Here is a 17,227-nt window from a genome sequence, read left to right on the forward strand (position 1 = left end):
CCTTATAGGTTTATGAAATTTTGTAGAATCCTAAGCCCAATATCGTGGGATTTTTCCGGGTGTGGCTGGATTCCAAAGACATTGTCTTGTTGCACTATGGAAGCAAATTTCGCTCCATATTGGCTAGTGCCTATGGCATTTTTGAGATTTTTCACATAATAACTATGCACAAAATAAAGATAAAAAGGAGATTCTAAACCCTTTAAAAGCGGGGATTCCTTGCATTTTGCAACAAGATTCCACCCCATGTGTGGAATTTTTTGGTTTGCTTCCATGTCTTTTGCTTCAAACCCAATCACCTCGCCCTCCATTAAGCCTAGCCCAAGATGTTCGCCAAACTCATAGCTTTTTTGAAACAAAAGCTGCATTCCTAAACAGATTCCAAGCAAGGGTTTGCCGCTTTTGGCGAATTCCAATACCGCTTCTTGCATTCCATTGTGCGCAAGGTGCTTCATCGCATCGCCAAACGCCCCCACTCCGGGCAGAATCAGCTTATCAAAGTTTTTAAGATTCTGCGGGTCTTGCGTGATGAGCGACTTTTCGCCTAGTTTTTCTATCGCATTTTGGACACTTGCAAGGTTACCAATTCCGTAATTCACAATGCCAAGCATACTAATCTTTCTTTAAAGTTGCGGTGAGTTTGACATAGAGTGCTAAGCCGACCAACAAACAAGTAACTGCGCCGATGAGATAGACAGCATAAAGCAGCTTTTCAGGCGCAGTAATGGCAAACTTGAAGACAAGCATTAAGGATTCAATCGCTAAAGCAATCACGATAGAGCCTAAGAACCGTGTCATTGTTTTATGCACGACTTTAGAATCTTGCGATTTTTGACGCCCTAGCACTTCTTCTTCAAAGATTGCGCGGACTAAGTCAAAGATTGCTAGGCTTAGAGTGATGAGAATCGTGGCTTCAAAAACATCTTTAATATCCAAAATCTCCAAACTTCCAAAGCGACATAAAGCGTCCCAAAGGCTGATTCCGCCTTTGACAAGTAGCAAAGCACAAACTAAAAAAAGCGATAAGGACATTAAAAAATAAATAACTTTGCCAACTTCAAAAGAAAGCCCAAACAAAGGCGTAGGACGCACAAGCTCCAAGCTTTTTTCCAAGCGTATGTCCATACAAACGATATAAACCAACTCGTCTTTGTCATTATAAAGCGGATAAGAAACGGTGAGAACGAGATTCCCACTTGCTAGAGAGGGGTAGGGGTCTGTGAGGATACATTTTTTTTCATTGATAGCACGATAAAAATAAGCGCGTTCGTTGTGGTTTTCGCCCTTTTTGCATTCTATTTTGGAATCCCTAGAGATTCCATCAATCACTAAAGTCCCGTGAGAATCCAAAACATAGATAAGCTCGAAGATTCCAACTTCTTTTTCTATCTTTTTAATCCCATCAACAATTTTATTTAATTCAATGTGGGGCAAATGGTTTTTGATATTGCGCTGCATTAAAAAGCACAAATAAGCGCGAATCTCATAACGCATTTCACTAAAACGCGCAATGTCTTTTGATAGCATAATTTTCCCTTAAAAATTAAGATTGAATTTGTGCGCTAATTGTATCAAAAAATACCGAATAATAACCCTTATCCTTTGGCAATTTCTCTCTCCAAAGATTCAAAATGCTTTGATAATCTTCCAAGGTTAAATTTCCTTTTAACAATTCGTAATTAAGATATAAGCCATAAGTGTTTAGCACATCGCTTTGGCAATATTCATCAATTTTCTCTTGTGCGCCCTCATAATACATTTGCAAGACTTCCCCGCCATTTGTATCGTATTTTCCGGGAAATCCGACAAGGTTTGCTAGAATGTCTAGTTTAAGATTCCGCACACTGCCGTAGTTTCCTAAGCTATCTAGTAAGTCAATATGGAATCTCTCGCAATAGCGTTGGCGATAATTTTCCCATTTGTTTTTATTAAATTGCACATTGTTTTCTTCAAAATACGCATTGGCTTGAAGTTTGTATTTCATCGCGCGTAATAAAAGCATTGGCAAATCAAAGCCACGCCCATTGTAGCTAACAAGTTTAGGTTGTTTTTTGTTGAGATAATCCAAAAAAGCAGAAATGAGAGATTTTTCTTTCTCTTCTTTAGAATCCCCGCCACTTTTGAAGTTTCCCACGCTTTTGAAGTTTCCAAAATCATCACAAAACACCGCTGCGATGCTTATAACTTGATGATAGCAGACGGGTAGAAATTCTGTCCCGCTTAATTCTTTGTGAATTTCCATTGCGTTTTTGCTGATTTCAAACTCACTCATAGATTCTAGCTCCAAATTGTGCTTTTGAAACTCTTGCCTGAATCCTTTGATAATCAAGGCGGTATCTAAAATTGTTTCACAATCAAACACCATTACCATAATTCGCTCCTTTTAAGGATTTTTGATTTAGTATTTTAAAGTAATTTTGGTTAGAATCCAAATTTAACCCAAAATTCCTATTGAAATTAAGGAGCGATAATGTTGCTTGGAGTGAATATTGATCATATTGCAACCTTAAGAGAAGCGCGTAAAATCAATGACCCAGACCCGCTAGAAGCAGTGTTTATAGCCAAACGCGCAGGAGCAAGTCAAATCACCCTCCATTTGCGCGAAGACCGCAGACATATGCACGATTTGGATATTAAGCGCGTGAAAGATAGCTCCTTTTTGCCTTTGAATGTAGAATGTTCCATTAATCCACAGATTATTGATTATTTGCTAGAGATTGCGCCCCATCGCATTACGCTTGTTCCAGAGAATCGCGAGGAAGTTACCACAGAGGGCGGATTAGATGTTGTTGGCAATCTAGCAAGAATCACAGAAGTTACACAGGCTTTCAAGGAAAAAGGCGTGGAAGTTTCGTTGTTTATTGACACGCAAATTGACCAAATTTGCGCCGCTAAGGAAGTGGGTGCGCAGATGATTGAACTGCACACAGGGACTTATGCGAATTTGCATTTAATGCTTTACTCCAATTTGCCCTCAATGCACAATGCCATAGAATCGCTAAAGTTGCCTAGAAATGAGCTTAAAGCGAGGTTAAAGGATTCCATAGAGAGTTTGCAAAGTGCGTCAAAAGAAGCCAAATGGCTAGGGCTAGAGGTTGCCGCAGGACATGGATTAAACTATGTGAATCTTGCTCCGATTTTGGCGATTCCTGAAATTGTTGAACTCAATATCGGGCAAAGTATTATTGCGCGTGCAATTTTTAGCGGGTTAGAAAATGCGATTAAAGAAATGGTGCAGCTCATCAACGCGTCAAACATATAACCTTGCGAAGCAACTTATTCGTCTGAACAACCATTTGGGTTGTTATTCTGTCATTGTGAAGCCCTTGCAAAAGGGCTGTGGCAATCCATAGCTTTAAATGACCCGCGATTTTGCTACTGCGTCATTGCGAGGTAGCGAAGCGAACGAAGCAATCCATAATGCAGAATCTCGCCAAAAGATTCCATTGTGGAATCCCAAACAATCCTATAAACCTAAATCTGTGGCATATCAATGGAACTTGTGGATTCGCTATTGCTAGGTGGCGTGAATTGCGTTTGCGTATTTTGAGCGGTTTGCTCATAAACGATTTCAAGAGCTGGATTCGTATCTGCCAAATCTACAAAACGCGTGCAATGCTTGTGAAAAGTCAATTTCACCATACCTGTGGGTCCATTACGCTGTTTCCCGATGATAATCTCCGCTTCTTCCTCATTGCGCGGGATATAAGTGCTTTTGTATTCTTTGTTTTCTTTTTTGGCTGCTTCTTCTTTCTCTTTTTCGTCTTTTTGCTTATAAACTGCATCGCGATAAACAAACAAAATAATATCCGCGTCTTGTTCGATAGAGCCGGATTCGCGCAAATCTGAAAGCATTGGGCGGCGGTCGCTTCGGGATTCTAGGCTACGATTTAGTTGAGAAAGCGCAATGATTGGAATCTCTAGTTCTCTTGCTATCATCTTTAGCCCACGACTGATTTCGCTGACTTCTTGATGTCTGTCTTTGTTGTTTGCGCTGCTCATTAATTGCAAATAATCAATCACGGCAAGCCCGATTTCTGGGTGTTTGGATTTGATTTTTCTAAGTTTGCTTCTTAATTGATGAATCGTAAGCAAACTATTATCATCAATAAACAGCGGAGCTTTGCCCATAATTTCCGCTGCACGCGCTAGATTTGTCCATTCCTCATCTTGGAGATTCCCCACGCGCAAGTTTTGCAAGGCGATAGAGGTTTTGGCTGCCAACATTCTTAGCATTAGTTGTTCTGCGGGCATTTCAAGGCTGAAAAACGCTACGCCTTTGCCGGTATCTAATGCCTTTTGTGCCATATTGAGAACGAGCGTTGTTTTGCCCATTGCAGGACGCGCCGCGACGATGATTAAATCGCCCTTGTTAAATCCTGTCGTCATTTTGTTTAATCCTGCAAATCCCGTATCTACGCCAATCAGCAAGGTATTGCCGCGTTTTTTCATTTCTTCAATGTATTCTAAGGTCGCTTCAACAACTTGTTTAGAATCCTGAAATTCCTTGTTTTGATGAATATTTGTGATTTTATAAAGCTCACTTTGGAGATAGTCTATAATCTCTTGCGAACTTGTCTCGCTATCGGTCGCGCTTTGGTTGATTTTCATCGCAAAAGAATGCAGTTTGCGCTTATTGGAGGATTCTATAATCTCTTTGATATAGGATTTCAAATCGCTAATAGGGCTTGTAGTGAGGATATTAAGAATCTCCTCTTGAGCGATAGGACGCGCTTTAGTGGAGAGTTTGAGGATAAACTCTTCATCAATGGGGCGGTCTGTGTGGCGCAACTCCAACATTGCTGCAAAGATATTTTGGTGAGGCGTATAGGCGAAATCCTCCGCAACTAAGGATTCTGCGATAGAATCCAATTGCTCCGGGTCAAACAAAATAGAGCTTAAAACCGCGCGTTCAATTTGTAATTGCATTTCCATAGGTTTCCTTAGCTGCTTTTGAGGCTTAAAAATAAATGCGATAAAGTTGTGAGCGCAAACACAGGTGCGAAAAATCCGATAATTGGAATCAAGCTTAATCCATACAAAGGCAAGGTTACGCTACGGATTCTGCCTTTTTGTTCTTGTTTGATGTGTTTTAAGGTGCTTTTGTCAAAGATTCCTTCGCCTACATCAGCGACGAGCGTTTTGGAAAATAGCCAAAAATTAGGCAATAAAATCACAAATGAACCCACAAAAGGAATAAAATAAAAAGGCAGCAAGAGTATTAAAAAAAAGAGATATAAAAGATAAACGCCAATCAATGAAAGTATTGAAGCTATCGTGCTAGTATCCCCATCTAGAGAAGTGGTGGGATAGTGTTTGTTGCGCACAAAATTGACGACAAAAGGTGCTAAAAAGGAACAAATTATCAAAGTAAGCAATAAAGAAAGAACTAAAAACACAAAAGCCAAAAACACAACAATCGTTGTTCTGATGATATAATCCAAACTGCTTTGAATCCAAGTAAGCCAAGAAATCGTGAGATTCAAATCCCAATGCAATAGCCCATAAAGATTCTCTTGCCAAGTGCTACCAAATAAATAAAGAATTGTGCCTAAAAAAATCAGCGCAAACAACAAGGGCAAAAAGGTGAGCCCGAGCAAATAAGGCGTGAAAATATCTCTTCTTGCAAGTGCGAAGCAGTGTTTGGTTTGGGCGAGTTGTTCTTGCATATTGGGTTGCATTTTTGTCCTTGAAATAGAATCTCTAACAAATGATTGAAGAATTTATCCGCAAGATTCTTACCAAGTGAGAACTTCTCTTTTGATTTTATTGAGTGTTTCAATCGCTTCTTTGAGGCGTGAAACTTCATTGTCAATTTGTTGCAGATTCCACGCGCCAAGCTCATCAGGCATATCTTGTGAGCCGCGTTTAATCATAATATAATCTACAAAAGAAATTTTTGCCATTCCTAAAAGAAGCTCAATCTCTGCTTGTGCTTCTTCAATCTCGCGTAAGATTCCGTCAATGCGTTCAAACATTTTAATCCTTTTTGCTTTTGTAAGCCAAAATTTTAGCATTTTTGATGAATTTTTACAAAGGGATAAAATCTTCTAGTATCTCTTCTTGCATTAGAGAAGAAATTTCTAGTGTAAAATCCTCGTAAATTGGCTCTTTGAGGATAAGAATCGGAGAAGTTAAGAATCCTTGAGGATAAAGTTTTAAGCGCAAATTTAGCTGTATTTCCTCACTAAGCCCCTCTTGTAAAAGTGTCGCGAAATCCTCTTTGCCCAAAAAGTCTTTAAAATCATCAAAACAAAGCAACAAAATCCCCTCTTTGTTTGCATATCCGATTCCATTATGCCAGATTTCCACTTGTGCTTTGGTGGGTTTGGCGAGTTGTGAATGGTTGCAAATAAAGCTAGGAATCGTGCGTTCTTTTGAGGTTAATTTGCCACTTAGCAGGACATAGCGCGAAACTTTGCGTTTGATGATTTTATAGGGTTGGTGTTGTTGTTCTAGTTGGGTGCGTGTTTGGAAATTGTGGAATCGCAAAGCAGGGAGATTCCTTGAATCTTTGGGCAGATTGAGCGGAGAGAGAAGCTCTAATGTGCTTTTGTGTGATTTGTCGCGTTGGGCTTTGAGCGCGAAAACGCAACCACAATAGTTTTGGCGGTAGAGATTCGCACTTTTTGCCAATGCGTTTTGCACTTGTGTGCCGCCTTTGCTGCGCACATCAAGGGGCAAAAAGTCAAGATTCCAATCTTTGCCAATCTTTTCTCCTTGTGCGAAAAGCTCGGCTTGGGATTTCATAGGACTTGCAAGAAGCGTCGTAGTAAATCCTGCACAATGCGTATTTTGTGCTATTTGTGCGGTTTTTGTAAGGCGAAAGTCAAAGCAAAAGCTACACCGCTCTCCCTTTTCAGGTGCATTCTCCAAGCCTCTAGCGTTTTTGAACCATTCTTCATCTTCGTATTCCCCAACAATGAGCGGAATCCCAAGCATTGCGCAACTTCTCTCTACATCACTTAGGCGCAGTTGGTATTCTTCAAAGGGGTGAATGTTGGGGTTATAAAAGAATCCACAAAAACGCTTTTGAGGGTAGAGTTGTTGGAGTTGGGTTAAAAAATGATGGCTATCTACACTGCAACAAATATGCACTAAAATCGTGTTTTGATTGCTAAAATCATAAGGAATTGATGACATTTTCTCTCTTTAAATTAACTTTGGATAATGAAATTTTAATATAAACCTAGCGTAAGTTGCAAGAAATATGCTAAAATTCGTGCGACCCTTTCATCTAGAGGCCAAGGATAATGCCCTTTCACGGCATATACGGAAGTTCAAATCTTCCAAGGGTCGCCAAACTTCTTAATTTTTAAACTTGCCTTCATTAAAAACAAATAAAACTTTAATATCGGGTAATCTGCCGTCATTGCGTCCTTTTGTAGGAGTCGTGGTGTGCAATTTGCAAAACAAATTTCACCCACACTTGCAAATTCATAATACAGAATCTGTTTTAGAGATTCCATTGTAATATCTTTTAGCGTATAAAGCGTGGATTGCTTCGTCCTTGCAGTCCTTGTAATGATGTGCATGACACTTTCGTTTGCTTTGTTGCTTTGCAAAATGCAGTGGCAGAATCCTAGAGATTTATTAGCACAAGTCCCCAAGTGAAAACGGCGGTTAAGATTGCAAAAAACACACCTGCAGACGCGCAATCTTTGGCAATTTTGGCTTTGGTGTGAAATTCTTGCGTAACCAAATCCACGCAGGATTCAATAGCAGAATTAAAGCACTCTGCAATCAAAATCAAAAATAAAACACCAATCAAACAAATTCTCTCCATAAGGGAGATTTCAAGCAAAAATGCAACAAATAACAAAGGACAGACAAAGAGGCATTCTAGCCTGAAACTCATTTCCGCTTTAAGCATAGCAAATACTCCATTTAAGGCATATTTTGTATTGCTGAAGAAACGATATTTTGGTTTCATTTTTGCTTCTTTAGATTCTTAAAATCGCGACATATTACCATTTTTTGGATATTTTATGCTTATTTTTGAAATTTTAGCTACAATTCCGCCCTATGAATGAAAAAATAAAAGATTTTATTAAAAAACAACATTTGTTAGTTTTGAGTGTTTTGGAAGCAGATTCTAGTGGATTTGGGGTTTATAGCGCAAGTTGCTATTACGCCTTTGATGTGCAGAATCTTGCTTTGCTTTTTAAAAGTGCGCAAGATTCGCGACACATTGAGCTTTGTTTTTTAAATCCAAAAGTTGGCATTAACATAGCGCAAGATTCTAAAAATATCGGGCGGATTCAAGGTGTGCAGATAAAGGCGAGATTCCACGAATCCACACAAGCACAAAAAGACCTGTATTATACGCGCTTTCCTTTCGCTAAAATAGGAAGTGGAGAGATTTTTGCGTTGGAGATTTTGTGGGCAAAATACACAAATAATAAACTATTGTTAAGTAATAAAATAACTTTCACGAGGGAAAAATGAAAAAAGTTTTGTTGTTGATGAGCGGAGGTGTGGATTCTAGTTATTGCGCTTATTTGTTGCAAAAAAGCGGGTATTTGGTGTATGGCGTGTATTTGAAGTTGCACGATAGAGAGGAAAAACACCGCTATTATGAAGCAAAAGTCGCACAATGCGCGGAATCTCTAGGAATTTCGTATGAAATTATTGATGAGCGGGAGTTGTTTAAAGAAAAGGTTTATAACTATTTTGTAGAATCTTATGTGCAAGGCAAAACGCCAAATCCTTGCGCCTTGTGCAATCCGCTCGTGAAGTTTGGAATCGCATTTGAAATGGCGGATAGATTGGGATATGATTTTGTTGCTACCGGGCATTATGCGCAAATCAAAGACAACAAAATCGCGCAAGGTGCAGATGGGAGCAAAGACCAAAGTTATTTTTTGTTTGGGCTAAAACAGGATTGGATTCCGCGTATCCTTTTTCCATTAGGAGATAAGAAAAAAGCTGAAATTAAGCCACTTGCGCTTAAAGAGCTTCCTTGGCTTGGAACGCTTGAAAGCTATAAGGATTCGCAAGAAATTTGCTTCGTAGAGAGTAGCTACATAGAAGTCTTGCAAAAACATCATAATGTAGAATCCAAAGGAATCGTGCTAGATTCGCAAGGCAAGGCAATAGGCGCACACAAGGGTTATATGCAATACACGATTGGTAAGCGCAAGGGATTTAGCGTTGCTGGGGCATTAAGTCCGCATTATGTGTTAAAAATCAATCCAAAAGACAATACGATTGTCGTGGGTGGGAAAGAGGAATTGGCGACAACTCAAGTGCGTGCGGTGAATTTTTCTACTCCAAAGGAGGTTTTTGAAAACGCAAAAGAGCTAGAATGCGAGGTTAAGATTCGCTATAAAAGCCACAAAACAAGGGCAAAGGTGAGATTAGAGCAAGAGCTAGATGCACAAGGAATCACGCGTGAGATTCTTGTTGTAAACCTGCAAGAACCTGCTTTTGGCGTGGCAAGCGGACAAGCATTGGTGCTATATGAAGATGATAAGGTATTAGGAGGCGGGTTTATTTTATAACCCCTCCTATAAGTTTTGTTGTGAGGTTCTTAATGCGCAAGAGTATATGCTACAAACGATTCCCATAATGTGAAACTAGCATAGAATGAGGCTTATTTGGGCTGTGCTGTTTCTTGCTTTAATTCTCTGTCATAGTCTGATTTTTTGTTAAAAATTCTAATCCGATTAGCGTTGAAGTCCTCTGTTGTCGGGTCTTTTGTGGCGTCGTAATCTTCAACGCTAATTTGTGCAATCCCACAAAGCAAATGAATCAAATCATCAGACATAAAGCAACAAAACAGCACTTAAAACTCAAAGAAAGGACAAAGCATAACGTTGTAGCTTGGGTGAAAAGATTGTAAAGACTAAATGCAAGAATATGAGTTCTAGTAAAATCGTAGAAAAGATAGATTTAAAGATTTTAGAAAGAAACCAAGTAAAAGAATCGCTGCATAAGCGGAATAATTCCAAACCAACAAAACCACCGCATTGCAAATCAAAATAAATAAAACGCTAGGTAGATTTTGCGATAAAAAACGCACAAAATTATGCCCCAAATGCCTTAATGGAATCATTTAATCTCCTCTTGTAATTTGCTTTTATAGCATTATAACAAGTTTTCACGCTTTTTTAAGATTCCATCGTGAAGTTTTAATGTGCTAGATTGTGGATTGCTTCGTCTTTGAATTCCTTGCAATGTAATGAGACAACGCAATGTGGAATCCTCGTAAAGGTGCGGTGGCAGTGCGTAATGCTACGGATTCCATAATCTTTTGCGGAGATTCCACAAGGGGGATTTGGGATTCCATGTGTGCTGCGGAATCCCATTTCTATAATCGCAAAGTATTTAGTTTAGGCGGCTATTAGTTTCGTTTGAGCTGATTGACGGTTTGGAGCATAGAATCCGCAGTTTGGATAGATTTAGAGTTCGCCTCATAAGCTCTTTGTCCGACGATGAGGTCTGTCATTTCTTCTACAAGTTTAACATTGCTCGTTTCTACGAATCCTTGTCTTAATTGTCCAAAGCCATTAAGTCCGGGTGTGCCTACGATTGGGTCGCCTGATGCGTTGGTGTTCAGATAGAGATTATCTCCTAATGCGTGAAGTCCTGCAGGGTTGATGAAATTCACGGTTTCAATCTGTCCTAGTTGATTGACTTCTGTGGAATTGCCTTGCACGACGGTTACCGTGCCATCAGTTCCGATATTGATTTGGGTTGCGTCATCTGGAATCGTGATATTTGGCACGAGCAAATAGCCTTGTGAATTAACGACATTGCCCTCATCATCTCTTTTGAATGCGCCATCGCGTGTGTAGGCAATCGTGCCATCGGGAAGCTCAATCTGAAAGAATCCATTTCCGGTGATTGCAATATCAAGATTCTGTTCGGTTTCTTTGAAGTTTCCTTGAGAAAACAGCTTTTGCACAGAGGTCGGGCGCACACCTAAGCCCACTTCAATCCCGGTTGGGCTAAGTGTAGTTTCTGAAGTGCTAGAACCCGCGTATTGAATCACTTGATGAAACAAATCCGCAAATTCTGCGCGTTCTTTGCGATAGCCAAATGTATTAACATTAGAAATGTTGTTGGAAGTAACATCAATAAATAATTGTTGTCCTAACATACCTGTGGTTGCTGTGTATAATGCTCGCATCATTTTAGAATCCTTTTTTAAGCTTTCGCTGCTAATTTTGTAATGGCTTCTGTGTTGAGGTCGTCCATATGTGTTTTTAGCACTTTGGAATACGCTTCAACTAAGCGGTTTGTTTCAATCAATCCTGTCATTTCATAAACAACATTGATATTGCTTTTCTCTAAAAACCCTTGATGGACTGCACCGCTTTGCTCCAAAGCTTCGCGCTCATTGGTTCTCTCCTTTGGATAAGAGTAGAGATTATCCCCAACTTTTTTAAGATATTTTGGGTTTTCAAAACTCACGATTCCGATATTGGAGATTAACGCCATTTCACTAATTCCCTCGTTGTTCAAATCGCGAATATAGATGTTTCCGCTACTATCTACTTCTACTTGGAATCCATCGACAAATTCAATGTATTGTGGCGCGTCTAAATATTCTCGTGGAAGCACGGGAAAACCCTCTTTATTGACTAGCCTTCCTTGCTCATTTAGCACGAAAGAACCATCACGCGTATAACGAATCCCCTCGGGTGTTTCAATCATAAAATACGCATTTTCTCGTCCCAAAGCGAAGTCAAAGGTATTATCGGTTTGCATCATTCCGCCCAATGAGCGGTCTGTAAATTCCTCTACGATTTGTGGGACGCGATTTAGTGAGCGATTATAAAATTTCGCCGCGTCTTTGGTTTGGTCGTCTATTGGCAAAAACTCTTTTGCTTGTTCATAGAGACGCAAAAAATCTCCAATCACAACATCATCGCGTTTAAAGCCGGTTGTGTTTGCGTTTGCGATATTGTTTGCAATCACATCTAAGCGGTCAATCTGCGTAACCATACCGCCAACAGAGCTATAATATCCACCTTGCATTTTATGCCTTTTTATAAACTTTTGTGAGAGTTAAAGCAAAAGGTGTTCCAAAATAAGATTTTATGCGTAAAGTTTTGTTTTGGGATTCTTATTTGGCGAATTTAAGGCGATTTTGGGCTTTGTTTGGAATCTTTTGCGTGAGGAAATTATTTGTTTTTGCTCATTTGAGCTTTGTTTTCGGTTTTATAAAGCCAAATAAACACTTCCACGACTGCCTTATAAAGTGCGGGTGGAATCTCCTCGTCTAACTCTAGGCTGATAAGCGAATCCACTAAAGCTTTGCTTTGAAAGAGCGGAATCTCGTATTCTTTTGCTTTTTCAATAATTCGTTGTGCAAGGAATCCCTCGCCTTTGGCGATGACTTTAGGTGCGCGTTGTTTATTTTGTTCATAAGCGAGTGCGACGGCTTTTTGATTGAGTGGCAAAGGTGGCATTAGTAACTCCCTAAGATTCTATCAATTTGCGCCCAACTTAGAGCGGAGTTTTTGGAATCTTGTAGGTTAGGTTGGTGTTTATGGAGGAAATGCCAAACCATACGCGCAAGACAATCGGTTTCTATATTCACACGCGTTCCGACTTTGTAAGTCGGGAAAAGCGTGGAATGCAAAGTGTGCGGAATAATCGTAAGGCGCAACGCATCTTCTAGAATCTCGTTAATCGTAAGGCTGATTCCAGAAATCGCAATGCTCCCTTTGGGCGCACATAAATCTAAAATCTTATCCTCTGTGCGGATAAAAAAATCTGTGCCGATTTTATGGGATTCTATGCGGGTGATTTCTCCGATTCCATCAATATGTCCTTGCACGATATGCCCATCTAGTCTATCGCTAAGGCGCAATGCGGGTTCAATATGCACGAAATCTTTATAGGTTTCTAGCGCGATTCTTTGTTGTGTTTCTTCGCTAAGTTCTAGCGCGAAACCATCGTCAAAAGTTTCAATCGTGGTCAAACACGCGCCATTGACTGCGATAGAATCCCCGATTTTAGGTTTGTGTTGTGCAGCAATACGAAGTGTCGCACCTTGCAAGGATTTGACTTTGCCAAACTCGCGCACAAGTCCAGTAAACATTTCCAACCTTTAAGTAAAATTGCATTAAAATTTGTAAATTGTAGCATAAAAGGAGTGATATGCAGCTTTGTGATACGCATTGCCATTTGGATAGTTCGCGGTATTTTGAGGATTTTGATGCGGTTTTGGAGAGGGCGCAAAATGCAGGAATAACGCGCTTTATTATCCCAGCGGCACACCCAGAAGATTTAGAGAGAGCGCAAAGTCTAGCACATAAGTATTCTAATGTGTATTTTGCCACAGGCACACATCCAAATGGCGCACATTTACACAATGAAGCGTTCGTGAGGAGTTTTATAAATGACCCCAAATGTGTGGCAGTTGGCGAATGTGGCTTGGATTATTATCGGCTAGATGAGGATATGCGCGAGTTTGGCGTGGATTCCAAAGAAGAAGTTAAAGCAATGCAATATAAAGTTTTTCTAGCGCAAATCAAACTTGCCATAGAATCCAAAAAACCCTTAATCGTGCATATTAGAGACGCTTCGCTAGATAGTCTAAATATTTTGCAAAGTTATGCTTCTAAGCTTAAGGGCGGAATCTTGCATTGCTTTAATGCGGATTTTCAGCTTTTGAGTTTGGCAAAATATAATTTTTATTATGGAATCGGCGGGGTTTTGACATTTAAAAACGCGCGAAAGCTCGTAGAGGTGTTGCCAAAGATTCCGCTAGAATCGCTTTTGCTAGAAACAGACGCACCTTATCTCACACCGCACCCACATAGAGGGGAACGCAATGAGCCGTGTTTTATCCCTCTAGTTTTGGATAAAATGAGTGAGATTCTAAATCTCCCCAAAGAACAATTAGTAGCACAAATCAATCAAAACACACAAAGACTTTTTGGGGAATTGTGATGAAGAATATTGTTTTGCTTGGTGGGAGCAATTCGGTTATGGTAAATGGAATCCAAAAAGTCTTAAGCAAGGAAGCAAAGCTTATAAATCTCGCACTTGGTGGTTGCGCGGCGTTGCAGAATCTAGTGTTTGGACGCAGGATAAAGCATTGGAGTTTGCAGAGATTCATTAGCGATTTTGCGCGTATTATGGGTTTAACTTTATGAATTTGCAAGAATATTTTGTGAAACATAATTTAATAGAGTTTGGCAGAAGAAGTGGCAATGGAGGACATTTGCAAGGGCACATTATGCAAGTAGTTGGAGAAGAAATTGTCAAGTTTATAGAGGATTTTAAACCTCCAAAACGCTTAAAAAACTTAAAAAGCAATCCGAATTTTAAAATTTGTCTGCCCTGCAAAATGAAAGGGGGCGAAGAGTTGGAATCCTTTGAAATGTCAAATTCTAGATTCAAAGAAAAAGTATATCGCATACAAAACGAAACTTTAAAATTTCTAAAGAGTTTAGTTTCTTAAACCAATTCATAGAGATTCAAACATGTTTTGCGGTGGATAAACACACATTTTTTAGGCGCAATGATGAGAATCTTGCTCCCGTAGAGTTTCATGTCAATGTCTTAAATCATTTAAAAAACGCCAAAAGAGTGAAGCATAGCGATATTGTGGGATTCTTTTTAAGCGATTCTCTAAAATCTAATGTATTGCCCTCCAAATAAGCTACAAGCTAGGACGCGCAATGTGTGAATGCTATAAAAGCTCTTTTGGGATTTTGGCTATGCCCTTTGTGCTGTGGTTTATCAAAAGCCAATACCAAAAAGATAAAATTCAAAACCCTAAAAATTTGGAATCCCAAAAACTAGAATCTTATGCGGATTTTAAAGAAGCGCAAAAAATCAAAAATCATTTCTCTTATAAACTTGGTGAAGCGTTAATTTACGCAGATTCTGCTATGACACAACGCATTCTTCGGGGGGGGGGGGGATTTGCCGCTTAAAAGCAATCGCCAAAATAATCGCGTATTGTTGGTTTATCAAAGAGTGGCGTAGAATTAAAAGAGAATTAAAACACTCATCTATGCCACCGCGTCCTTGCGAGATTTCGCAGTAGTAGAATCGCGGTATGTGATTGATGAAACAAATTTCACGCCACGCTATGTAAATTTATAATGTTGCCTTATTATGTGTCATTGCAAACGAAGTAGGCGACGAAGCAATTCATAATCTAGAATCCTTGCTATTACAAAATCCATTTTTATTTAAATTATAGATTTCAAGTGTGGGCAAACTGCTAATGCAACACACGCTTTGGCTACGCCTCGCAAGGACGCAGCGGAATCCTAAAAAATCCCTGAAATTTGTGTGGAGATTTTGTCTTCTAGCACAGGGATTGCTTCTTGTAAAGTAAGGTTTAGCTTGGTGGCTTCTGCTAGGAGTGTGGTGGATTTTTCTGAATAATTGCCGCTGTAAGCTTGTTCGTTTAGGGTTGCTTGGTTGGAGTTGAGTTTGCCTCCGCCTTGTGTGCTTGCGGCATTTCCGCCAAAGCTATTGAGGAATCCCGCCCTGCGTCCATCACTCACACTTGCTTGACCGCTCACGGTGGAGTTGTAGTTATAAGTGCCTCCTTCGATTCTTTGGCGCACATTAATATCTACTTGCATTTGGAAAATCGTATCTTCTGTGAGTTTTCCTAGAATCGCTCCTGCGGCTGCACCTGCCAACCCACCTACAACCGTTCCGGTGGTAGAATGATGATTGTATCCCCCGACACCCGCGCCCACGGCACCACCTACGACACCCGCGCCCACGGCGTTATTTTCTTTTTTTGTATCGCAGTATAGGACATTGGCTTGTAGGATAAAAGTAGCAACTTCTGGGTCTTCTACGATTGTGTAACCCTTGCTTTGGAGTTTGCGCAAAATCTTAGATTCCAAATCAATCTCTTGTCCGCTTGTGTTGCGCAGTGCAACAAAAATCGTTTGTTTGGATTTCGCCACAGGATCAATGAAAATGCTCTGCGACATTGTCGCTTTGGTTTCTAAATTTGTCGTTACACAACCGCTTAGTGCCAAAATACAAAGAAAAGGAATCCATATCGTTCTCATATTAAACCTTTGATAAAATTTAGCGATATTATACTTAAATTTTGAGCGTATGCAAAGGTTGCTTTGGGTTTAAGAGTGAGTTGCGAAATGATAGGATTTAAGGTTTTAGAAATGCTAAATTATGCAGTTTGGCGATAATCTGCTGTAAATTAAAAAATGAAATATAAAGGATTTGGCTTTGATAATCTTAATGGGGTGGGCGATGGGAATCGAACCCACGACCCTCAGGACCACAATCTGATGCTCTAACCGACTGAGCTACGCCCACCAAAAATTAAAAGAAAGTGGTCGGGGCGAAAGGATTCGAACCTTCGACCCCTTGGTCCCAAACCAAGTGCGCTAACCAGACTGCGCTACGCCCCGACGAATAGTAGTAACATTAAATATCTTAAAAAAGAAGCGCAATTATACTTTTTAAAACCTTAATTGTCAAGATTTATGCGCATTGCAAAATCCCAACTTTCAAGATAATCCACGCAAATCAAGGATTCAAAAGCTTGAATTTCAACTCTGCAAGTTCCCAATCTTCTAGTGTATCAATATCGCAAACGCGCGAAGGGGGAAGCAAAAAACTAATGGAATTTTCAAAAATATTCGCTTTGCTTTGCCAGATGCTTTTTTTAGCAAAATAAAATTGCCCCGCATCGTGGTAGATTTTTTCTAAATCTTGTGAGCGTTTGGAAAAATGCTCATTAAAAAGCATTTTGTTTTGATTTTCTACGATTCTAAAAGCGCGGTAAGGCGAATAATTGTATTCTACTGCACCAAAACAATAGCAAGATTGCGCTTTGTTTTTTGCTATTTCAAAGGCATTTTGGAGTGCGTTGGATTCTAGCAAGGGCGCAGTGGCATAGAGGCAACACACCCAAAAATCATCGGTATGGGGTTTTGTATTTTGCGATTCCGCATTTTGGCTTGTTTGAAGCCTTTGTTGTTCAAGCTGCTCTATCGCAAACAAAATCACTTCGTGCGTCCCTGCATAATCATCGCTTAATTCTTGGGAACGAATCTGCGCACTCACTCCGCATTTCCTAGCAAACTCCAAAATCTCCGCGTCCTCACTTGAAACAATAATTTCGCTAAAGATTCCGCATTTTTTGGCATTTTCTATGCTATATGCTAAGATAGGTTTGCCACAAAAGCTTTTGAGATTCTTTCGTTTAATGCGTTTGCTTCCGCCTCTTGCTGGGATAATGCACACGCAATTTTGGTTTTGCATT

The 17,227-nt window shown here is 39.9% G+C and carries 26 protein-coding genes and 3 tRNA genes; 9 read left to right on the forward strand and 20 right to left on the reverse strand.

The genetic code is table 11. From position 1 onward, the window contains the following. Positions 1 to 2: 2 nt before the first annotated feature. From hisH to LS69_RS01090, 3 genes are read right to left on the reverse strand one after another with little or no spacing between them, the layout of a single operon-like run. The gene (gene hisH / locus LS69_RS01080; RefSeq protein ID WP_138121532.1) at positions 3 to 611 is read right to left on the reverse strand and encodes an imidazole glycerol phosphate synthase subunit HisH; all 609 of its coding nucleotides are present in this window, start codon (positions 609 to 611) and stop codon (positions 3 to 5) included. A gap of 1 nt (position 612) precedes the next feature. Beyond that, positions 613 to 1,527, reverse strand: coding sequence for a PDC sensor domain-containing protein (locus LS69_RS01085; protein ID WP_138121533.1), 915 nt, complete (start codon positions 1,525 to 1,527; stop codon positions 613 to 615). A 16-nt stretch (positions 1,528 to 1,543) separates the two neighbouring features. Beyond that, on the reverse strand, positions 1,544 to 2,371 hold the full coding sequence (locus tag LS69_RS01090; RefSeq protein WP_138121534.1) for a 3'-5' exonuclease: 828 nt from the start codon (positions 2,369 to 2,371) through the stop codon (positions 1,544 to 1,546). A 99-nt stretch (positions 2,372 to 2,470) separates the two neighbouring features. Here LS69_RS01090 and LS69_RS01095 point away from each other — a divergent pair, with 99 nt between their 5' ends. Then, on the forward strand, positions 2,471 to 3,262 hold the full coding sequence (locus LS69_RS01095) for a pyridoxine 5'-phosphate synthase (RefSeq protein ID WP_138121535.1): 792 nt from the start codon (positions 2,471 to 2,473) through the stop codon (positions 3,260 to 3,262). Positions 3,263 to 3,474: 212 nt separating this feature from the next. On the opposite strand, the gene LS69_RS01100 is transcribed toward LS69_RS01095, so the two are convergent. The 4 genes from LS69_RS01100 to LS69_RS01115 are packed head-to-tail and all read right to left on the reverse strand — an operon-like array spanning position 3,475 to position 7,143. Further along, a complete protein-coding gene (locus LS69_RS01100) occupies positions 3,475 to 4,929 on the reverse strand; it encodes a replicative DNA helicase (protein WP_138121594.1) in 1,455 nt (484 codons plus the stop codon). Between the two features lie 14 nt (positions 4,930 to 4,943). Further along, a complete protein-coding gene (locus LS69_RS01105; RefSeq protein WP_238699050.1) occupies positions 4,944 to 5,681 on the reverse strand; it encodes an EI24 domain-containing protein in 738 nt (245 codons plus the stop codon). A 57-nt stretch (positions 5,682 to 5,738) separates the two neighbouring features. Continuing rightward, positions 5,739 to 5,978 carry a DUF2443 family protein gene (locus LS69_RS01110; protein ID WP_138121536.1) on the reverse strand — a complete coding sequence of 80 codons (240 nt, stop codon included), beginning with the start codon at positions 5,976 to 5,978 and terminating at the stop codon, positions 5,739 to 5,741. A 52-nt stretch (positions 5,979 to 6,030) separates the two neighbouring features. Then, positions 6,031 to 7,143, reverse strand: a complete 1,113-nt coding sequence (locus tag LS69_RS01115) for an epoxyqueuosine reductase QueH (RefSeq protein WP_138121537.1) — start codon at positions 7,141 to 7,143, stop codon at positions 6,031 to 6,033. Positions 7,144 to 7,226: 83 nt separating this feature from the next. Between LS69_RS01115 and LS69_RS10215 the strand changes: the two genes are divergently transcribed. Continuing rightward, positions 7,227 to 7,302 (forward strand) — tRNA-Glu (locus LS69_RS10215). On the opposite strand, the gene LS69_RS01120 is transcribed toward LS69_RS10215, so the two are convergent. Together LS69_RS01120 and LS69_RS01125 are read right to left on the reverse strand one after the other, a co-directional pair. Beyond that, on the reverse strand, positions 7,281 to 7,565 hold the full coding sequence (locus LS69_RS01120) for a hypothetical protein (RefSeq protein ID WP_138121538.1): 285 nt from the start codon (positions 7,563 to 7,565) through the stop codon (positions 7,281 to 7,283). The two genes, LS69_RS10215 and LS69_RS01120, sit on opposite strands and share 22 nt — an antisense overlap. Before the next feature lie 17 nt (positions 7,566 to 7,582). Beyond that, the gene (locus tag LS69_RS01125) at positions 7,583 to 7,933 is read right to left on the reverse strand and encodes a diacylglycerol kinase (RefSeq protein WP_138121539.1); all 351 of its coding nucleotides are present in this window, start codon (positions 7,931 to 7,933) and stop codon (positions 7,583 to 7,585) included. A gap of 92 nt (positions 7,934 to 8,025) precedes the next feature. On the opposite strand from LS69_RS01125, the gene LS69_RS01130 reads away from it, so the two are divergent. Further along, positions 8,026 to 8,448, forward strand: coding sequence for a hypothetical protein (locus LS69_RS01130; RefSeq protein WP_138121540.1), 423 nt, complete (start codon positions 8,026 to 8,028; stop codon positions 8,446 to 8,448). Continuing rightward, entirely contained in the window at positions 8,445 to 9,503 is a 1,059-nt protein-coding gene (gene mnmA / locus LS69_RS01135) for a tRNA 2-thiouridine(34) synthase MnmA (RefSeq protein WP_138121541.1), read from the forward strand. Before LS69_RS01130 ends, mnmA begins: the two co-directional genes overlap by 4 nt. 92 nt (positions 9,504 to 9,595) lie before the next feature. Here the strand turns inward: mnmA and LS69_RS10265 are convergent, their stop codons facing one another. The 7 genes from LS69_RS10265 to ribE all read right to left on the reverse strand — a co-directional run bounded on the left by LS69_RS10265 (position 9,596) and on the right by ribE (position 13,054). Further along, positions 9,596 to 9,769 carry a hypothetical protein gene (locus LS69_RS10265; protein WP_194145363.1) on the reverse strand — a complete coding sequence of 58 codons (174 nt, stop codon included), beginning with the start codon at positions 9,767 to 9,769 and terminating at the stop codon, positions 9,596 to 9,598. 99 nt (positions 9,770 to 9,868) lie between these two features. Next, complete coding sequence (locus tag LS69_RS01140; protein WP_138121542.1) at positions 9,869 to 10,057, reverse strand: hypothetical protein; 189 nt, start codon at positions 10,055 to 10,057, stop codon at positions 9,869 to 9,871. Between the two features lie 76 nt (positions 10,058 to 10,133). Continuing rightward, positions 10,134 to 10,310, reverse strand: coding sequence for a hypothetical protein (locus tag LS69_RS10270; RefSeq protein WP_194145364.1), 177 nt, complete (start codon positions 10,308 to 10,310; stop codon positions 10,134 to 10,136). A 35-nt stretch (positions 10,311 to 10,345) separates the two neighbouring features. Further along, positions 10,346 to 11,137 (reverse strand): flagellar basal-body rod protein FlgG, encoded by a 792-nt coding sequence (flgG, locus tag LS69_RS01145; protein ID WP_138121543.1) that lies wholly within the window; start codon positions 11,135 to 11,137, stop codon positions 10,346 to 10,348. A gap of 14 nt (positions 11,138 to 11,151) precedes the next feature. Next, complete coding sequence (locus tag LS69_RS01150) at positions 11,152 to 11,985, reverse strand: flagellar hook-basal body protein (RefSeq protein WP_138121544.1); 834 nt, start codon at positions 11,983 to 11,985, stop codon at positions 11,152 to 11,154. Positions 11,986 to 12,131: 146 nt separating this feature from the next. Beyond that, positions 12,132 to 12,419 carry an EscU/YscU/HrcU family type III secretion system export apparatus switch protein gene (locus LS69_RS01155; protein ID WP_138121545.1) on the reverse strand — a complete coding sequence of 96 codons (288 nt, stop codon included), beginning with the start codon at positions 12,417 to 12,419 and terminating at the stop codon, positions 12,132 to 12,134. After that, positions 12,419 to 13,054, reverse strand: a complete 636-nt coding sequence (gene ribE, locus LS69_RS01160; RefSeq protein WP_138121546.1) for a riboflavin synthase — start codon at positions 13,052 to 13,054, stop codon at positions 12,419 to 12,421. Before ribE ends, LS69_RS01155 begins: the two co-directional genes overlap by 1 nt. 59 nt (positions 13,055 to 13,113) lie before the next feature. On the opposite strand from ribE, the gene LS69_RS01165 reads away from it, so the two are divergent. Genes LS69_RS01165 through LS69_RS01180 form a run of 5 tightly spaced genes read left to right on the forward strand, consistent with a single transcriptional unit; the run spans position 13,114 to position 14,900 of the window. Further along, entirely contained in the window at positions 13,114 to 13,908 is a 795-nt protein-coding gene (locus LS69_RS01165; protein WP_138121547.1) for a TatD family hydrolase, read from the forward strand. After that, positions 13,908 to 14,114, forward strand: coding sequence for a hypothetical protein (locus tag LS69_RS01170; protein WP_138121548.1), 207 nt, complete (start codon positions 13,908 to 13,910; stop codon positions 14,112 to 14,114). Before LS69_RS01165 ends, LS69_RS01170 begins: the two co-directional genes overlap by 1 nt. A gap of 17 nt (positions 14,115 to 14,131) precedes the next feature. Beyond that, entirely contained in the window at positions 14,132 to 14,422 is a 291-nt protein-coding gene (locus LS69_RS01175; protein WP_138121549.1) for a hypothetical protein, read from the forward strand. A 32-nt stretch (positions 14,423 to 14,454) separates the two neighbouring features. After that, positions 14,455 to 14,622 (forward strand): hypothetical protein, encoded by a 168-nt coding sequence (locus LS69_RS10275; protein ID WP_194145365.1) that lies wholly within the window; start codon positions 14,455 to 14,457, stop codon positions 14,620 to 14,622. Positions 14,623 to 14,642: 20 nt separating this feature from the next. Then, positions 14,643 to 14,900, forward strand: a complete 258-nt coding sequence (locus LS69_RS01180) for a hypothetical protein (protein ID WP_138121550.1) — start codon at positions 14,643 to 14,645, stop codon at positions 14,898 to 14,900. A gap of 342 nt (positions 14,901 to 15,242) precedes the next feature. Here the strand turns inward: LS69_RS01180 and LS69_RS01185 are convergent, their stop codons facing one another. From LS69_RS01185 to pseF, 4 genes are all read right to left on the reverse strand, one after another. Further along, complete coding sequence (locus LS69_RS01185; protein WP_138121551.1) at positions 15,243 to 16,007, reverse strand: complement resistance protein TraT; 765 nt, start codon at positions 16,005 to 16,007, stop codon at positions 15,243 to 15,245. Positions 16,008 to 16,198: 191 nt separating this feature from the next. Next, positions 16,199 to 16,275 (reverse strand) — tRNA-His (locus LS69_RS01190). A 17-nt stretch (positions 16,276 to 16,292) separates the two neighbouring features. Continuing rightward, positions 16,293 to 16,370: transfer RNA gene (locus tag LS69_RS01195), tRNA-Pro, on the reverse strand. Positions 16,371 to 16,488: 118 nt separating this feature from the next. Then, the gene (gene pseF / locus LS69_RS01200) at positions 16,489 to 17,226 is read right to left on the reverse strand and encodes a pseudaminic acid cytidylyltransferase (protein WP_138121552.1); all 738 of its coding nucleotides are present in this window, start codon (positions 17,224 to 17,226) and stop codon (positions 16,489 to 16,491) included. Position 17,227 lies beyond the last annotated feature (1 nt).

This window comes from Helicobacter sp. MIT 05-5294, assembly GCF_000765675.1.
In the GTDB taxonomy this organism is placed as follows: Bacteria; Campylobacterota; Campylobacteria; order Campylobacterales; family Helicobacteraceae; genus Helicobacter_D.

Coding starts and splice junctions, on each gene's coding strand:
- LS69_RS01085 (WP_138121533.1), bottom strand. CDS start 1,527: ATGCTATCAAAAGACATTGCGCGTTTTAGTGAAATGCGTTATGAGATT.
- LS69_RS01105 (WP_238699050.1), bottom strand. CDS start 5,681: ATGCAACCCAATATGCAAGAACAACTCGCCCAAACCAAACACTGCTTC.
- LS69_RS01125 (WP_138121539.1), bottom strand. CDS start 7,933: ATGAAACCAAAATATCGTTTCTTCAGCAATACAAAATATGCCTTAAAT.
- hisH (WP_138121532.1), bottom strand. CDS start 611: ATGCTTGGCATTGTGAATTACGGAATTGGTAACCTTGCAAGTGTCCAA.
- LS69_RS01140 (WP_138121542.1), bottom strand. CDS start 10,057: ATGATTCCATTAAGGCATTTGGGGCATAATTTTGTGCGTTTTTTATCG.
- LS69_RS10265 (WP_194145363.1), bottom strand. CDS start 9,769: ATGTCTGATGATTTGATTCATTTGCTTTGTGGGATTGCACAAATTAGC.
- LS69_RS01150 (WP_138121544.1), bottom strand. CDS start 11,985: ATGCAAGGTGGATATTATAGCTCTGTTGGCGGTATGGTTACGCAGATT.
- LS69_RS01115 (WP_138121537.1), bottom strand. CDS start 7,143: ATGTCATCAATTCCTTATGATTTTAGCAATCAAAACACGATTTTAGTG.
- LS69_RS01180 (WP_138121550.1), top strand. CDS start 14,643: ATGTGTGAATGCTATAAAAGCTCTTTTGGGATTTTGGCTATGCCCTTT.
- LS69_RS01155 (WP_138121545.1), bottom strand. CDS start 12,419: ATGCCACCTTTGCCACTCAATCAAAAAGCCGTCGCACTCGCTTATGAA.
- flgG (WP_138121543.1), bottom strand. CDS start 11,137: ATGATGCGAGCATTATACACAGCAACCACAGGTATGTTAGGACAACAA.
- LS69_RS01090 (WP_138121534.1), bottom strand. CDS start 2,371: ATGGTAATGGTGTTTGATTGTGAAACAATTTTAGATACCGCCTTGATT.
- LS69_RS01110 (WP_138121536.1), bottom strand. CDS start 5,978: ATGTTTGAACGCATTGACGGAATCTTACGCGAGATTGAAGAAGCACAA.
- LS69_RS01185 (WP_138121551.1), bottom strand. CDS start 16,007: ATGAGAACGATATGGATTCCTTTTCTTTGTATTTTGGCACTAAGCGGT.
- LS69_RS01170 (WP_138121548.1), top strand. CDS start 13,908: ATGAAGAATATTGTTTTGCTTGGTGGGAGCAATTCGGTTATGGTAAAT.
- ribE (WP_138121546.1), bottom strand. CDS start 13,054: ATGTTTACTGGACTTGTGCGCGAGTTTGGCAAAGTCAAATCCTTGCAA.
- LS69_RS01095 (WP_138121535.1), top strand. CDS start 2,471: ATGTTGCTTGGAGTGAATATTGATCATATTGCAACCTTAAGAGAAGCG.
- pseF (WP_138121552.1), bottom strand. CDS start 17,226: ATGCAAAACCAAAATTGCGTGTGCATTATCCCAGCAAGAGGCGGAAGC.
- LS69_RS01130 (WP_138121540.1), top strand. CDS start 8,026: ATGAATGAAAAAATAAAAGATTTTATTAAAAAACAACATTTGTTAGTT.
- LS69_RS01100 (WP_138121594.1), bottom strand. CDS start 4,929: ATGCAATTACAAATTGAACGCGCGGTTTTAAGCTCTATTTTGTTTGAC.
- LS69_RS01165 (WP_138121547.1), top strand. CDS start 13,114: ATGCAGCTTTGTGATACGCATTGCCATTTGGATAGTTCGCGGTATTTT.
- mnmA (WP_138121541.1), top strand. CDS start 8,445: ATGAAAAAAGTTTTGTTGTTGATGAGCGGAGGTGTGGATTCTAGTTAT.
- LS69_RS10270 (WP_194145364.1), bottom strand. CDS start 10,310: ATGGGATTCCGCAGCACACATGGAATCCCAAATCCCCCTTGTGGAATC.